The sequence below is a fragment of the Vibrio sp. genome (assembly GCF_984391705.1).
Map to the genome: position 1 here is coordinate 250,254 of NZ_CFHWOM010000002.1, position 14,515 is coordinate 264,768.

At 42.6% G+C, this 14,515-nt stretch carries 15 protein-coding genes; 10 read left to right on the plus strand and 5 right to left on the minus strand.

Features of this window, described 5'->3' with window-relative positions; genetic code table 11:
- Window positions 1–32 precede the first annotated feature (32 nt).
- From nirD to AC4MRV_RS03475, 3 genes are all read left to right on the plus strand, one after another.
- Window positions 33–377 (plus strand): nitrite reductase small subunit NirD, encoded by a 345-nt coding sequence (nirD, locus tag AC4MRV_RS03465; RefSeq protein ID WP_491186027.1) that lies wholly within the window; start codon window positions 33–35, stop codon window positions 375–377.
- Window positions 378–472: 95 nt separating this feature from the next.
- Window positions 473–1,942, plus strand: a complete 1,470-nt coding sequence (locus AC4MRV_RS03470; protein ID WP_491186028.1) for a NarK family nitrate/nitrite MFS transporter — start codon at window positions 473–475, stop codon at window positions 1,940–1,942.
- Window positions 1,943–2,061: 119 nt separating this feature from the next.
- Window positions 2,062–3,813, plus strand: a complete 1,752-nt coding sequence (locus tag AC4MRV_RS03475) for a bifunctional protein-serine/threonine kinase/phosphatase (protein ID WP_491186029.1) — start codon at window positions 2,062–2,064, stop codon at window positions 3,811–3,813.
- A 21-nt stretch (window positions 3,814–3,834) separates the two neighbouring features.
- Here AC4MRV_RS03475 and AC4MRV_RS03480 read toward each other — a convergent pair whose 3' ends face one another.
- From AC4MRV_RS03480 to AC4MRV_RS03495, 4 genes are read right to left on the minus strand one after another with little or no spacing between them, the layout of a single operon-like run.
- Window positions 3,835–6,258: a carboxypeptidase-like regulatory domain-containing protein gene (locus AC4MRV_RS03480; RefSeq protein WP_491186030.1), complete on the minus strand. Its 2,424-nt coding sequence runs from the start codon at window positions 6,256–6,258 to the stop codon at window positions 3,835–3,837.
- Window positions 6,259–6,290: 32 nt separating this feature from the next.
- Complete coding sequence (locus AC4MRV_RS03485; protein WP_491186031.1) at window positions 6,291–6,983, minus strand: fimbrial biogenesis chaperone; 693 nt, start codon at window positions 6,981–6,983, stop codon at window positions 6,291–6,293.
- Complete coding sequence (locus AC4MRV_RS03490; RefSeq protein WP_491186032.1) at window positions 6,983–7,414, minus strand: DUF4402 domain-containing protein; 432 nt, start codon at window positions 7,412–7,414, stop codon at window positions 6,983–6,985. Before AC4MRV_RS03490 ends, AC4MRV_RS03485 begins: the two co-directional genes overlap by 1 nt.
- Before the next feature lie 45 nt (window positions 7,415–7,459).
- Window positions 7,460–7,894: a DUF4402 domain-containing protein gene (locus AC4MRV_RS03495; protein WP_491186033.1), complete on the minus strand. Its 435-nt coding sequence runs from the start codon at window positions 7,892–7,894 to the stop codon at window positions 7,460–7,462.
- A gap of 738 nt (window positions 7,895–8,632) precedes the next feature.
- On the opposite strand from AC4MRV_RS03495, the gene AC4MRV_RS03500 reads away from it, so the two are divergent.
- Both AC4MRV_RS03500 and AC4MRV_RS03505 read left to right on the plus strand, forming a co-directional pair.
- Window positions 8,633–8,908 carry a hypothetical protein gene (locus AC4MRV_RS03500; protein ID WP_491186034.1) on the plus strand — a complete coding sequence of 92 codons (276 nt, stop codon included), beginning with the start codon at window positions 8,633–8,635 and terminating at the stop codon, window positions 8,906–8,908.
- Window positions 8,909–9,096: 188 nt separating this feature from the next.
- Window positions 9,097–9,357, plus strand: a complete 261-nt coding sequence (locus AC4MRV_RS03505) for a DUF5062 family protein (RefSeq protein WP_491186035.1) — start codon at window positions 9,097–9,099, stop codon at window positions 9,355–9,357.
- A gap of 89 nt (window positions 9,358–9,446) precedes the next feature.
- Here AC4MRV_RS03505 and AC4MRV_RS03510 read toward each other — a convergent pair whose 3' ends face one another.
- Window positions 9,447–9,872 carry a YybH family protein gene (locus AC4MRV_RS03510; RefSeq protein WP_491186036.1) on the minus strand — a complete coding sequence of 142 codons (426 nt, stop codon included), beginning with the start codon at window positions 9,870–9,872 and terminating at the stop codon, window positions 9,447–9,449.
- A gap of 189 nt (window positions 9,873–10,061) precedes the next feature.
- On the opposite strand from AC4MRV_RS03510, the gene AC4MRV_RS03515 reads away from it, so the two are divergent.
- The 5 genes from AC4MRV_RS03515 (at window position 10,062) to AC4MRV_RS03535 (ending at window position 14,261) form a co-directional block, all read left to right on the plus strand.
- Window positions 10,062–10,400: a winged helix-turn-helix transcriptional regulator gene (locus AC4MRV_RS03515; RefSeq protein ID WP_491186037.1), complete on the plus strand. Its 339-nt coding sequence runs from the start codon at window positions 10,062–10,064 to the stop codon at window positions 10,398–10,400.
- 166 nt (window positions 10,401–10,566) lie between these two features.
- Complete coding sequence (locus tag AC4MRV_RS03520) at window positions 10,567–11,061, plus strand: YcxB family protein (protein WP_491186038.1); 495 nt, start codon at window positions 10,567–10,569, stop codon at window positions 11,059–11,061.
- Between the two features lie 242 nt (window positions 11,062–11,303).
- The gene (locus tag AC4MRV_RS03525; RefSeq protein ID WP_491186039.1) at window positions 11,304–11,900 is read left to right on the plus strand and encodes a chromosome partitioning protein ParA; all 597 of its coding nucleotides are present in this window, start codon (window positions 11,304–11,306) and stop codon (window positions 11,898–11,900) included.
- A 247-nt stretch (window positions 11,901–12,147) separates the two neighbouring features.
- The gene (locus AC4MRV_RS03530) at window positions 12,148–12,471 is read left to right on the plus strand and encodes a Fis family transcriptional regulator (RefSeq protein WP_491186040.1); all 324 of its coding nucleotides are present in this window, start codon (window positions 12,148–12,150) and stop codon (window positions 12,469–12,471) included.
- 875 nt (window positions 12,472–13,346) lie between these two features.
- Entirely contained in the window at window positions 13,347–14,261 is a 915-nt protein-coding gene (locus AC4MRV_RS03535; protein WP_491186041.1) for a hypothetical protein, read from the plus strand.
- Window positions 14,262–14,515 lie beyond the last annotated feature (254 nt).

The window sequence follows — 14,515 nt, forward strand, 5'->3', positions numbered from 1 at the left end:
AGAAAAACACAATCTAAGGTAGGAGATCGAAAATGGAAAATTGGCAAACCGTCTGTCGGTTAGAGGATATTGCGCCCAATATGGGGGGATGCGTGTTGGTAGATGGGGATCAAATCGCGATATTTCGTTGTACGCGGTCCCAGTCTTTATACGGGGTTTCAAATTATGACCCAATTGGCCACGCCAATATCCTGTCTCGTGGAATCATTGGTTCGATTGAAGAGCAGCCTTATGTGGCCTCTCCTTTGTATAAACAGCACTTTAATCTCCTGACTGGCCAATGTTTGGAAGAGCCAGAAATCACCATTGAGACTCATCAGGTACGTGAGCATAAAGGATTTGTTCAAGTGCTGGTTAAGCATGCGTTAGCGGCATAGCGCTCCCACATAATACATCGTTCTATGGCACCTTGGTTCTTCTAACTGAGGCGTCGAGAGCATACAATTAGATTCTTAGTGAAAGGTTGAGAAACATGGAAAACACTAAATTTTCAATATTGTCCTTCAAAGGAAAGATGAAAATCTTACATATGAGCTGGGTGGCTTTTTTCATCACCTTTGTCGTTTGGTTTAATTTTGCTCCATTACTACAGATGGTAAAAGAAACCTTGGGGCTAACGACTCAAGAGGTGAAAACGCTCTTGATCCTTAATGTCGCCTTAACCATTCCCGCCCGTGTGGTTATTGGGATGCTAACCGACAAGTATGGGCCACGTTTAGTATATTCAGCATTGCTGGCTATCTGTTCTATCCCCTGTTTCATGTTTGCGTTTGCGGACTCTTTTCTTCAGGCAGCCATCGCTCGTTTCTTACTCGGTTTTATTGGTGCCGGTTTCGTTATTGGTATTCGTTTAGTATCTGAATGGTTTCCTCACCACGAACTTGGCACTGCCGAAGGTATTTATGGTGGATGGGGTAATTTTGGTTCTGCGGCAGCAGCCTTCACTTTGCCAACATTAGCTTTGGTGTTTGGTGGAGAAGATGGCTGGAGATACGCGATAGCGACGACAGGCTTGATGAGTCTTATTTTCTCTGTCGTCTTCTACCGTGGCGTAACGGATACGCCTAAAGGCTCGACTTACTTTAAGCCAAAGCATCTAACCGCGATGGAAGTAACATCGAAAGGGGACTTTTTCTTTCTACTCGGCATGAAAATACCCATGTATGCAGTGCTTGCGCTATTGGCTTGGAAGTTATCGCCTAGTGGAATCGGTATGCTGTCTCAAGCCGTCGTGGAGTATATCTACATCGGGCTTATTGCATTGTATTTGGTTGAAGCTAGCCAAGTCTGGAAGGTAAACAAGTCGATATTTTCTCAGCCAGTAGAAGAAATACACCAATACAAGTTTAAGCAAGTTGCGGTGCTCAACGTATTGTATTTTGCAACCTTTGGATCAGAGTTGGCTGTCGTCTCTATGTTGCCGTTGTTTTTCTCGGAGACATTTGAACTGTCACCGGTGTTAGCAGGCATGGTCGCATCGGCGTATGCTTTCATGAACTTGATGTCTCGACCTGGAGGAGGCTGGATTTCGGACCGTTTCGGTCGTAAGCCCACGTTGCTGCTCTTAACCGCTGGCTTAGCCTTGGGGTACTTTATGATGGGGCAAGTGGGTAGTGAGTGGCCGATTTGGTTAGCCGTTGTAGCAGCAATGATATGTTCGTTTTTTGTCCAGGCTGGTGAAGGAGCGGTTTTTGCAACGGTTCCTTTAATTAAGCGCCGAATGACAGGACAGATTGCCGGTATGACTGGAGCATATGGTAACGTTGGCGCGGTGACCTACTTGACCATTTTGTCCTTCGTTGATTACCAAACATTCTTCTTTGTGATTGCCGGTACTGCGGTATTAGGATTTGTCGCTTTACTGTTTATGGAAGAACCTAATGGCAAGATTGCGGAAGTGAATGATGACGGTAGTGTGACTCTTATTGATGTCTCTCGCTAAACGTACCCCTAACAAAATCGGGAAATATTACAGCCAGCACAAGCTGTAATATGTTCAAAGGCTTAGCCAAGTAATCACTAGGTTAAGCTTTTGTTCTGCCAGCAAAGATGTGAGGAAGTATGTATTCGCGTCAAGAAAATAAGCAGCAACGGTTAACCTTAAGGCATAGCGGAACATCGCTAACGGGTAAAAGAGAGCAGAATCAAGATGCGATGCTGGTTAAACAGCCTGAATCAGCGAACGAATTGATTCACAAGGGCATTGTGGCTTGTATCGCCGATGGCGTAAGTTGCAGTGCGCAAAGCCAAAAAGCGAGCCATACCGCTGTCGTTCAGTTTATTACAGATTATTTTTCAACACCTGATAGCTGGAGCGTTAAACACTCTGCTAGCCAAATTCTCACCTCTTTAAACGCTTGGCTTTATGAAGAAGGGGTTAAACAAGGATCGCTGGCTGATCATGGACTGGTGACAACGTTCAGTGCCGTTGTGTTTAAATCGAATACCGCGCACATCTTCCATGTCGGGGACTCCCGTGTTTATCGGATAAGAGCTAATAAACTGGCTTTGTTAACCAAAGACCATCAAAGAATCAATTTTGGTAAAGGGGCATACCTAACCCGAGCGCTGGGAATGGACAACGTATTGGAGGTTGACTATCAAACCGCTGTGTTGGAAGAAGGTGATAGGTTTCTACTAAGCACAGATGGCGTTCATGATTATCTTAGTGAAGGGGAATTAGCGAAGGTTTTGCAAACTGGGTCTTCTGTCTCTTTGCAAAACTTGACGGACAACCTCTGCGCTCAAGCGCTTCAAAATGGTAGTGAAGATAACTTATCAAGTGTTCTTGTTGAAGTTACCGGCCTCCCCAACCAATCCGTACTCGAGCATCAAAATAAGGTTTTGTCCCGAGCGCTTCCTCCTGCCTTAAAGGAGGGCAATACCCTTGACCAATATCGGGTTGATAAGGTGCTTTATGAAGGGACTCGTAGCCACGTGTATTTGGTTTATGACGTCAATACCAATCAACAACTGGTGTTGAAGGCGCCGTCTCAACAATTAGCCGAAGATCGGGAACAACTTATTCACTTTGCCAATGAATCTTGGGTGGGCTCTCAGTTAAATAGCGAGCGAGTGATGAAAGTCTATGCGGGTCCGAAGCAATCCTATTTTGCTTACTTGTTATGTGAGTGGGTGGAGGGAATAACGCTTAGGCAGTGGATGTATGACAACCCAAACCCAAGCCTAGAAAAGGTACGTGAACTTTTAAATGAGCTTGTGAAAGCTGCTCGTGTCTTTCAGCGTGCAGGTATGGTTCATCAAGATCTAAAGCCTGAGAACATTATGATTACGCCAGAAGGCAAACTTAAGGTTATTGATTTTGGGGCTGTTAAATCTGAGGGACTAGAAGAGATAACAGGCAACGTTCGCGACAAAATCCCGCTTGGTGCATTACATTACATCGCGCCTGAGTATATTCAAAACAGTGATACCACAACTCAGTCTGACCTATTTTCCATTGCTGTGATTGGCTACGAGATGCTAACAGGAGAGATGCCTTACAAACAGGTGAGGGGACAAGATATTGCTCAAGCGAGACACATAAAGTGGGACTATCGCTCGATACATAGCCATCGACGTGATCTGCCAGATTGGATAGACTGGACGTTCAAGAAAGCAACGCACTTTAACCCCAAGCAGCGTTATATCGCTATGAGTGAGTTTATCACTGACTTGTATACGCCTAACCGAACTCTGCAGAGCGAGTTTCAGCAGTCGCCAATTTTGACTCGAAATCCGGTACTTTTTTGGAAGGTACTCGCTCAAGTCGCGATCGTCATAGCGCTGGTGGAACTGATATTTTTGCTCTAGCGAGTTGCTTTTCTTTTGTGTTTAATTGAAGTCTTCAACGTGGTAGCGAAGGTCGCTGATCCAAAAATCGCTCGTTAGGTAATCTTGCTTGAGTAGCTTCTTACCTTCTTGCTCGAGTGTAATGATATAAGCACCTTCCATCAGCCCTTCAACCATGAAAAAACCGTCACTCTCAATAAGGCTAGAGTATTCAAGACCTTTGCCGATGTGCTTGAAGTGAATGTAGCTGTTGGGGTTAACATCGCCCTCAATAATGCCATCTGCGCCGAAAGAGGAAACAAGGACAACGGACATTCGCGTTAGCCCTGCTTCACGCGTGTTCACCAAAATAGGGTTTTGTTTTGGCGTTAAGTTGAGGCTCAGTGCCCCCTCATCGATATGCACGGACAGCCGATCCCTAGCAGGCACTTGGTTAAACACAAACTCGCCATTTTCATCAGTCTCTGCGTATTGGTCTAACACTTGTAAACTTGCGCCTTTAATCGGGTTTCCTTGTTGGTCGACCACTTTCCCGGTTAGCTTGGCAAAGCTGTATTTGCTCCAATCGAGTAAATCTCCAACGTCGTCATCAAAGTGGCTTCTTGCTCCGAGTTCTCCGGTCAGCTCCATTCCGTAGTCATCGAGAGAACCATACAGTTTCATTCTTAAGTGGGTGTTGAGTCTCGCTTCAATTGACGCTGATAAATCGACATCCTCGTTGCTATAACTTGCAGATAGGTCAGATGTAATTTCCTCGAACAACTGCCCCACATTTAGCCAGCAGTCGCGACAGATATTACGCAAAGATGCATGAGCTTGCTCGAGCTGCGCGTCATTGTTCCAGCTGCCCCTGAGTTTCCATGACGTATCTGAAAAGCCACTTTGGGCTAACTCTATTCTATGGAGGTATTCTCTCACCCCTGATTGTCGATTTTGGTTGTAATCGGTTTCCAATGATAGAAAGAGATTATTCGCAACTTTTGTTCTTATCTTGGGTGTTGCGCGATACTTATCTTTCTCACGACGCAGCGTTAGGCTGGTATTAAAATGGGTCGCAGAGTAGTTGTAGTTGAGGGCATCAAAGAGCTCGGCATCCGCAGAGAATTTATTGGCTTTTCCAAGTTCTAACGTAAATGACTGCGAGTCACCAATTATTGCATCGAACTCCATTGGATAACGATCAAGAAGAGGGACCCAGCCGATTTGTAGTGCTAGCCAGTGAGTAGGTAAATGCCGAATATGGATAGCGGCTAAACTCTCATCTTCGGTTGCCAAGAAAGTTGAACCTAACGTGAAGTAGTCCCCTAGACCATATTCTAGCGTCGTCGAACCAATTCGCTCATGTTCGAGCTTGGCAATCAGCTCTGTGTGCCATTCACCTTTTGGAAGGAAAGAGTCTTGCAGACTGGCGACGCTGATCTCTTCTTCCTGCCATACCCCTTTTGCTAGGTAGTAACGAAAGGTAATGCTATCGCCCGGCGCGACGTTGTTTTCCTCAACAAGGAAATAACCGAAATCATCAGAGCGATATGAATTTCGGTAAATGCCATTTACTAGTACGTCAATATTGATATTAGGTTTTGTGGTTCTTTCTAACTGCAGTGTACCGAATTCATTTTTTCGCTCTCGATTGGAGTAATGCACCCCATGCTCCAAGCTTGAAGGGCTCGCATAAATGCCGCCGTCGAGAAGTACATGGCCAACTTCGAAGAAGCCACCCGTATCGTTTGTATCGACGGAAATGTTGTAATACACAACTGGCTCTTCCTCTCTGGAATCTATTGATACTCGAGATAGGGAATTTTCCGTACTTAGTAGAGTGTCGGAGATAATATGTTCACTGCGCTGAGTTTCACTGTCGTAGGAGACTGATGCTGATAAACGAGTGGACAAACCAGGCTGTTCTGTCGGTGAAATCGCTTGCTGTTGACGCTGCTTTTCAAGTTGTAGGGCTTTTTCACGAGACTCTCTTTTGAGCTTCTGAATATCCTGCTCTAAGTCTGATTTAGATTTGAAACCGCGCGATATTGAGAGTTGGTAATCATCAATGGACCAGCTTGTTTCAACAGGCAAACATAGCGCTAAGCTTTGCCAATGAATTACCCACTCTTCTTGGTACTTAATCAAATCGACAAATTGTTTTGGAGAATCTGATCGAGAGCAGCGACCATTGATAAGATCAAAGACAAAAGGAGGAGACTCACGAGCGGAATCTTGAGGAAGGTATACCTGACATTCCTTTTGATCACATTCCCCTGTCATTTCGAGCAAATAAAACAAGCTGTTTTCGAGTGGCAGAAAAGGCGACTCGTTCTCGTCCATAAAGACTCGATAGAATCCGTCACCTATATTACCGATCCGAACTTCAATATGGGCGGAAAACAGCTCTTCGTTATGTTCATTTGCTCGCGCCATTAAACCTGTCGAAATGAATAGCGCGAAGAGAACAGCTTGTTTAAAGCGCATAAATAACTGCAATGCGTTTTAGACCCTGAAGTTTAGAAGACACACTCGTGCAGTGATTTATCGTCTTGCAATAACGAAACCTTTTTGACACCTGGCAGGGGCTTAATCATTTCTGACTCGCGTAAAAGAACGAGTTTTGATTCTTGTCCATCTGCATTAATTAGGGCATTAAATTGGTATTTCCCGTTATTAGTAACTCGCAGTGCGTGGTTGTCACATTGATAGACAACTTCATCCTTTACTGCGCCTCTTTGTACATATATCGGCACATAGCTATTCACGCGGAAATCAAGCTGAAAGGAAGGCTGAGATTGTTGCTTAGCGTCAGTGGCCTGCTCGCCCAAGGCGATAGGCGAGAAATGCAAATAGGCGCGATATTCACCTTGTTCTTTATCTTGTGGCAGTGCATTGAATCTAAGGCGAATTGTTCTGCGTTGATTGGGCTTAAGTTCTCTTATTACTGGGGGAGAGACTTGTAGCCAATCAGCGATATTTTCAGTTTGCTCGACGGAAGCGTTTAGTCTATTTACTTCTTTAAGCGCGATAGGGCGATACGTTGGTTTGATTTCAAGACGGATAGGTTTATCTGACGTATTTTCTACAACGATTTTTTCGGTGATTGATCGATCAGCATCCAAAACAAAGCGAGTAGGCGCAATCAGCAGTTGAGCATAGGCAGGCAACGTTAGTAGAGTAGCCAAAATGAGGAAAAAAGTACGGCTCATTAATAGTTAACCTCAAAAGGAATAGTTGCGGAGTAGATTCCCGCAGGATCGTTGTGATTAATACGAACTTGAGCTCCGATACACAATAAATCACTCTTTCCACTTCTAGATATGGTTGCTCTACCTCGGACTGATAGGCCACAACCGTAAAAAACCTTGCCTATTTTAAGGCTGCGAGAACTTGTCGAGTGATACAGATATTGACCGTTGGAAACGGATACGTTGATACGTCTGCCAGGATCCCCTTCAACGTAGAAGCGTACGACGTGTATCTGAGTTTGTTCAGGGTTAGAGGTCGCTATTTGACTTGTGCCGGCAAGGAAAGTACCTGGAAACTCAAGCTCCAGATTTTCAGAGACAATATTGAGCGCGTGACTGTAACAAGGAGCAATTAACAGTGCGATCAAACAAAAAATACGAGTCAGCGACATATCAAATTCGTAATTATGGCGGCACTTAGCCGCCATATTGGAAGATTACTGGTAAGTAACTTCTACAGGAACTGTTGCAGAGTATGTACCCGGTGCTAGAGTTGCACTTGCAACACGCGCCGTACCACCAACTTTAAGTTCTGCAGTACCCGCGTTAAGCGTTAGAGTTGGGTTAAAATCAAACTCCGCTGCAATCGTGTTAGCGCCGTTAACAAGGTTAGTATTTGAGATTGCGACACTTACTTGAGAGCCGGTTGAACCCGTAATGGCAAAGGTTGCAGCGCCACTGTCAGCTTGCGCGATAACAATGTCTGTACCTGAATCAGTCGTAATAATACCGAAATCTAAATCAGTACTATTTGTTACTGTTACCGCTTGTTTTACTTCTAATGTTGCATTGAATGAATCAGTTGCTGCTAATGCGTTATTTGCTGAAAAAGCGAATAGAGAAAGTGCTGCGACTTTAACGATTTTACTCATGTTGTTACCTATTATTCTTGTGATGAAGGTTTGCGTTTCTTATATTTGCGACAAATTTTTGCAGATGAACAAATTTTTGACACATGAATAAAATATATACTAATTATTCTTTGTAAAAATGTTTTTAAATTTAATTGTGAAAAGTATTAATTAATGGAACCTTGATCACAAAGTCATATGGGAAATATACAAGATAACGAAATGAAACATGTGTTAATAACCTGAAATATATTAAGCGTATAGATCTTGTTTCATAGAAAAATTGTGGTCTTTTATGTGTCTGGTTTTATATTTGTGTGAGGTTTCTATCAGAATTGCATTTAATACAACGGCATAAGTGCCTATAAATAATATGGTTTTTCTGGGGCGTGGAGGGGTCTTAATCCGCAGGTTTTATATTTAGACTCATGCATGTAATTAATTGCTGTTTATTATCAATCTTCTAATTGATAATGAATTTCATTATTGCATTTTGAGTTCTTTATTTTTGGATGGGAATTAATATTTATATTACTTAACTATGAATTAGTTTCTCGTTAGATATTTTTATCCCTCTCACATGATGTCGAGTTATATTTCGTGAAATGAATCGCATGCTTTAACGTATCGATATAGTTAGCACAATGTTTGCGACAAATTTCATAGCCGTCACCGATTGTTCTTCTAAGTAAATAGCGGGGTGGTCAAGCATACGTTATTACTCTATAATCGAACGGTGTTTTATTGTTGTGTAGTATTATGAATTATAGAAAACGCTTTGTATCATTTGGCTTACTTATTTCTCTGGTGGGATGTGCTAGTCAGAGTGAACAAAAAGACTCGGAAAATGTCTTGAATCAGCCCGATGTCGAGATAAAAGAGGAGTTGGCTCAACCGGAGCCTGGCGCCAGAGGTGTCAACAGTGACATCATATTGAACAACGAGCCGACTAAACAAGTACTGACAGCACTAGAGAGTGTGGCCGATACACTCAATGTATTGAGCTTGGGAATTTTTGCGGGCTCAAGGTTATAACCATTTCTCGCAAGCGAATGATGAACACGTTAGCCCTAACTCAGAAAACTTTATACTTACCTTTTACCGAGTTATAGCCGCACTAAACGTTGTTTTTCTAAAGTGGTTTTTCAATCTGCGAGTCTGCTAACACGCCGATGTCAGTAACTGATGTATTCTAATCTCAAGTGAAGAAGAGGATTTAATCTATGTCGAAAAGCTCCAAGCTTCATAATGAAGATAAACTTGTTAAAAAAGCGCTAGAGATTGGTGGGAAGATGGCAAAGATGCAAGGCTTCGAACTTCCGCAATCGCCGCAACCCGTGAGAGTCAAAGCGATCTATTTGTTCTTGGTGGACGCGAAACAAATCACTCCGTTACCTGATAGTAAGCTTGACGGTGCCAATATCAAACACAGACTGGCAGTATGGATACACAGTGCGTTGCCAGACGACGACCCTCTAAAATAAGTATCATCTTGAAGTAGCACTTTTCACTAATTGACAGCTATGGATAGTTAATAAGGCGAGCCAAATGGCTCGCCTTTTTTATTCCAGTGTTAGTATCCGTTGGGATTGTCGATCACATAGACCCAACCACCATCCTCATAATGCATCACCTCTAAGGCCGTTCCTTGGATGTTTTGACCTTGCAAGGCGTTCACTATTTCCCAATCAGAGCGCACCATGGCAATGTTATCGTTAATGTGGATAGAGACGCTTTTGGTGAGTATGTTTACGTCACCTTGCATGTATCCCTTCAATACCAGCTTAATTTCTTCTCTGCCTTTGGCTTGATTACCTTCTTTATCTAAAACAAACACGGCGTCTGGATGAAAAAGTGTACCTAGTCCTTCCAGATCTTTATTCGCGAAATACTGGCCAAATAACGAATGTAATTCAGAAGGTGTTTGTGGTTTTGGATACAGAGTCTCAGCATGTAAACCAAGGGAGAGAAAATAGATAAACAGTAAAACGTAACGCATAACTTCATCCTTTTGATATTGGCTTAGGCCTCAGTTGAGCTTCTGCCTTGTTGTGTCTTCACAATAGATAAGTCGGTTACGATTTAAAATTAGCTTCCCAAAAGTAACTAGTTACTCCTAGGTAACTATTGGTTTGTGATGCAGCCTTTGATTACACTGGCGTAGCAGAGAACGAATTAGGGAAGTGCGATGTCGACAAAAGTGAATCATCAAGTACAACCAGATGGCTATTGTAGTGTAGATAAATATTTAACCTTGATATCGACAAAGTGGACAGCGCACATCGTATGGTTGCTAGGGCAACAAGAAGAGATGAGATTCGGTCAAATTCGTAAGCAGTTAGCGTTGGTGTCCAGCAAAGTACTTACTGAGTGTTTGAAGTTATTATCCGAGCATGGATTTGTATGGCGGAAACAGCAAGACACCATTCCTGTTACAGTGAACTACGGGTTAACCCCAAAAAGTAAAGAGCTTGCTAGCGTCGTGGATCTCATTGTCCAAAAATCTGATGACTGGGATGCAGATTAGGTGTTTCGTCAACGGTGGGAGGCTTCCTGTTGGAATAACTCGGTATCATAGAGTTACAAAACAGAATCAAAAGGACTAAAGATAAGCCCCAATAAGCGCTAAAATGCTCGCGTTGCGAGAGTGCGACATAGAATACTCATTCACAGAAACCTTAAAGTAACCATACATGTCTAAAGATTTCGAATTCACCACAGAATACACACTCGACAAGCCTTTCTTTGCCGAATGTTATGATCAAACCAGTCAGCCAGCTAAGCTCCCACAAGCCTATCTGAAAGCGATACTCTTTCTTATTTTTGGTGTGGCGTTACTAGAGTTTGAGCTGCTGCCCAATGGTTACGTTGGTTGGTTCTTTATCGTGTTGAGTGTGATTGAAGCGTGCAGTGTTTACTTCAAAAGAACGTGGTGGTTATGGCGACAAACCATCAGCTCTAGCCGCGGCAGCAAAGTGACGCTTCAAGTGAACGCAAACGGTGTGGGTTACAAAACGGGTAAAATCGACCGAAAAATTGCTTGGAGCGAAATCGACCAACTCGAACAAACCGATTTAGGTTTCATCCTTCACCTGGGTAAACAGCGTCAGTACATCAGTCAATCGTGCTTAAATGAAGAAGTGATTGCGTTCATGGTAGAGCGGCACGAAGGTTCAAAAGCAAGTTAATGCTTTTACTGGCAGTAAGGCTTTGCTGATAGGCGAGTCACTAAGTTTTTCTTACATAAGGCGTTCCAGTTGGGACGCCTTGTTAGATCTTGGGGACGAGGATGGTGTCTATAAAACTTAATTTCTATCAATGATTTATTAAATTGTAGACAAAGTTTCATTAACCATTGATATCGTTGACATTACATGTTGTTGGTTATAGTTTTCGCGTTAATATTAAGTGAATAATCCGACGGCATGTAATGAAAAAATTTCCTTTGCTTTTAGTGCTTGCTCTTACTGGGTGTAACAGCTTGAATGGAGGTGGAAGTAGGGTATCGGAACCTGTCGTGCCCAGTACAGCCGATATAGAGCTGACGCCTCAGCTGATAGATCAGTTAAAATCTCAACCTACGATTGATGACCAGCTAGGTATTCTCTATGACAAGTTTGAACCATTGCTCGATCGCAGCGACTCTTTAGTGGGTGTCGACGCAAATGAGGATGGTATTCGCGATGATATTGAAGCTTTCATTGATGCGCTGCAGATATCAGAACCCAAAAGAAATGCGATTAAGCAGAACGCGAGATACTCTCAGGAAATTCTGAGTCATGACTATAGTGAAAAAACTCGCGAAAATAAGCTCAAAGTTTACGAAATTGCTCGTAAATATGACAAAGTTATTGCCTGTAAAGACTATGTTGGTATCCTTCTAGATGACGCGATAAATACTTCGCGAACCATTACCGCACTCACATACAACACTAAATCCAGAACATTGGCTTACCTCACTTACAATAAGATATTAAGTGGCTTAGCCTTTACTGCTCTCGATTCTGAGGGAAAGTACTGTGAATGAGTTAGGCAGACTCTGCCTACTTGCAAGCTTCTTTACCAATGCTCCTCTATTTAGTTAATACTAGATGTAAACTTGAATGCTACACGACTGGCTTCTTATGGCGCAGCTACCCCTATGTTCTCGCGCAGACAGTTTTTATAGTCGCGCTATAAATACTTTGCATTTGAAACAGTCAAAGTGCCCAATATCGGGTAAGACAATGTTGACCGGAAGCTTTTTTCAAGGCGTTAAATAGGAAGTTCGCTTTATGCGTAAAACAGACAAGAAGATTGAAAATCAAATTCGAGACGTCTTAACCGGGGTTTGTGAAGACACGTTAAAAGGTTACGATGGCTTTCTTTGGGTGACGCATACAGTCAAATTCTCCTCTTTTCCACAAAGCTTAGAAATAATCTGTGTATTTGAAACGAATCAAGATAGAGCAAACTTTTTAGCGGGAGAAGGCCAACAGCATGTCTCCAAAGCTATCCAAAAAGCGTTTAATCAAGTTGGAGTCCAACTAAAGAACGTCGGTAAGCAAATCAGTTACGACACTCAGCAAAACAGCGAGCGCGGTTATCAAAGAAAGTGAGTTGAGTGTGCAGTCAGGACCTAAAGTTTGGTCGTTTGGCTGCTAAAAACATGATACTCAGTCGTTATGATGCTTGGGTATGAGTAAGGGGCAGTGATGTTCATAAATGCCTAAAGCGAATCATTACACCTCAATTAAACAAAAGGCGGATCACAAGGTTCGCCTTTTTTCGACCTTCGGATTTTGATGAATACGTTTGATTACTAAATTGGCCTAAATGATTGAACCGCCACACTCGGCTATTCCAGTTGAGTCATTCCAGTGAGACTAGGAATCTCAACAAACGCGCTGCGGAGTTGGTGTTTACAAGTAATAGCACAGAAAGTGACAAGTAGATTCTAAAACATTGAAGTAATGATGTTGGCCGTTTAGCTTATTTTTGCCCCATTGTCATTTAGAGTTGAAACTCATTAACAGGCTGTTAATGCAAGCTTGTGATACATTTTCTAATCGCTTTGCGAAGTATCAGACATCAAAAAACCTGCCAGTGAAAGATCTTCAGTTATGGGGCATCGAGTGAATACTATGCTCAATTTTATGGACGCTTTTGAAGTGCTAAACGTAAGTTTTTGTCCCATTAGACTTCATACACTATGACTCACCGCCATACTCAAAAACAAAGTACAATTTTTTGAAGAAAGCTTGCTGTGTTATAAAAGATTTGTTATTCATAAAATATGAAACGAATTTATGTAAACGCAATTAACACGACCACTACAACCACGATAGATTTCGGGGGGTAGCTTTTTGCGTCTTTAAAAAAACCTCTGAGCGAAATTGCCAGAGGTTTTTTTATACCTAAAATTCTAATTTAATTAGTGAAAATCAAAATTTTCTGAGTTGAACAGAATAGACAAGCTTTACTTGGAGCAGATATGAAATTAGCAAAAAATGAAAAGATAGATAACTCGGCTCCACAGGTGCGTGGTGAAGCAAAGGCTCCTACTGGGGCGGCTGAAACAACGCCAGTAATCATTTACGGCAAGCGTCGTATCAAGGATGGCATGTTAGAAGAGTTTAAGATCCAGTATCAAGCGTTTTCCAAGTCTGTCTACGAGAGCAATCCAGACGTTAAAGCTATCTTTGCATTTCCTGACAAAGAAGATCCATTGGTTTACTGGCATGTTATTTGGGTTAAGAGTGCAAATGCTTTCGCTAACGATTGGGGTCGACCAAGTGAGAGTGAACCGTTATGGGCTACTTATAAAAGCACAGCAGAAGATCCTGATACACTGATTGTGTATGGTGGTTGGGATAAGGATACACTTGCTGAGACTCAGAATATTCCATGTGTGCGTTACGATTTTAAGAAAAGCATGGCTGGTTTTATTAAAGCTGATGGCGGAGGAGAAGAGGGCCCTGCATTATTTGGATTTACAATGCGCTATGTTAAACCAGGTCAGATGAAAGAGTTGGGGACTTCTTTTCAGACTGTATGTAATTTATGGTATGAAAAAATTCCAGGGATCTTGATGGCCGCTGCATTTCCTGATGAAAAGATCCCGAATTTAGTCCATGACTTAAGACTCTTTGCAAACCATAGCGCATTTTTGGCGCATGTAGATAAATCAGATAAAGAATTGACGGAAGCGATGGAGAGGTGGTTTGAGAACTACGACACAAGCATCCCATTCTCGGGTCAGCTTTACGCCGCCAGCACGAAAGATGATGCTCTGCATACAAGCTCGATCAAGTCCAGTTCAACCCCGCGAGCCCAGCTTGAGACGTTCCATTTTGGGAAGTCTGGTATGTTGGGCCAGATGCCGAATATGACGAGAAACGACTCGTGAACTATCGACTCTAATAATTCGCAAAACCAGGCCAATGTTACGGCGCGTCATGCCTCTACATTGGCAGGTGCGCAATGCATTAACCATGGTATTACTTAATCTAAATTGTTTATGTCCCCCGACGTTTCAGAGTTTCCTAAACCCTACTAAATTTGACTGCCAAACTTCATGTTGACCAAAACACTGAGAGGAGGTCATCATGAGAAAGTTATCTTCTGGAAAATGCAGTGGCATCAAAAGGCCATTTAAGCTTG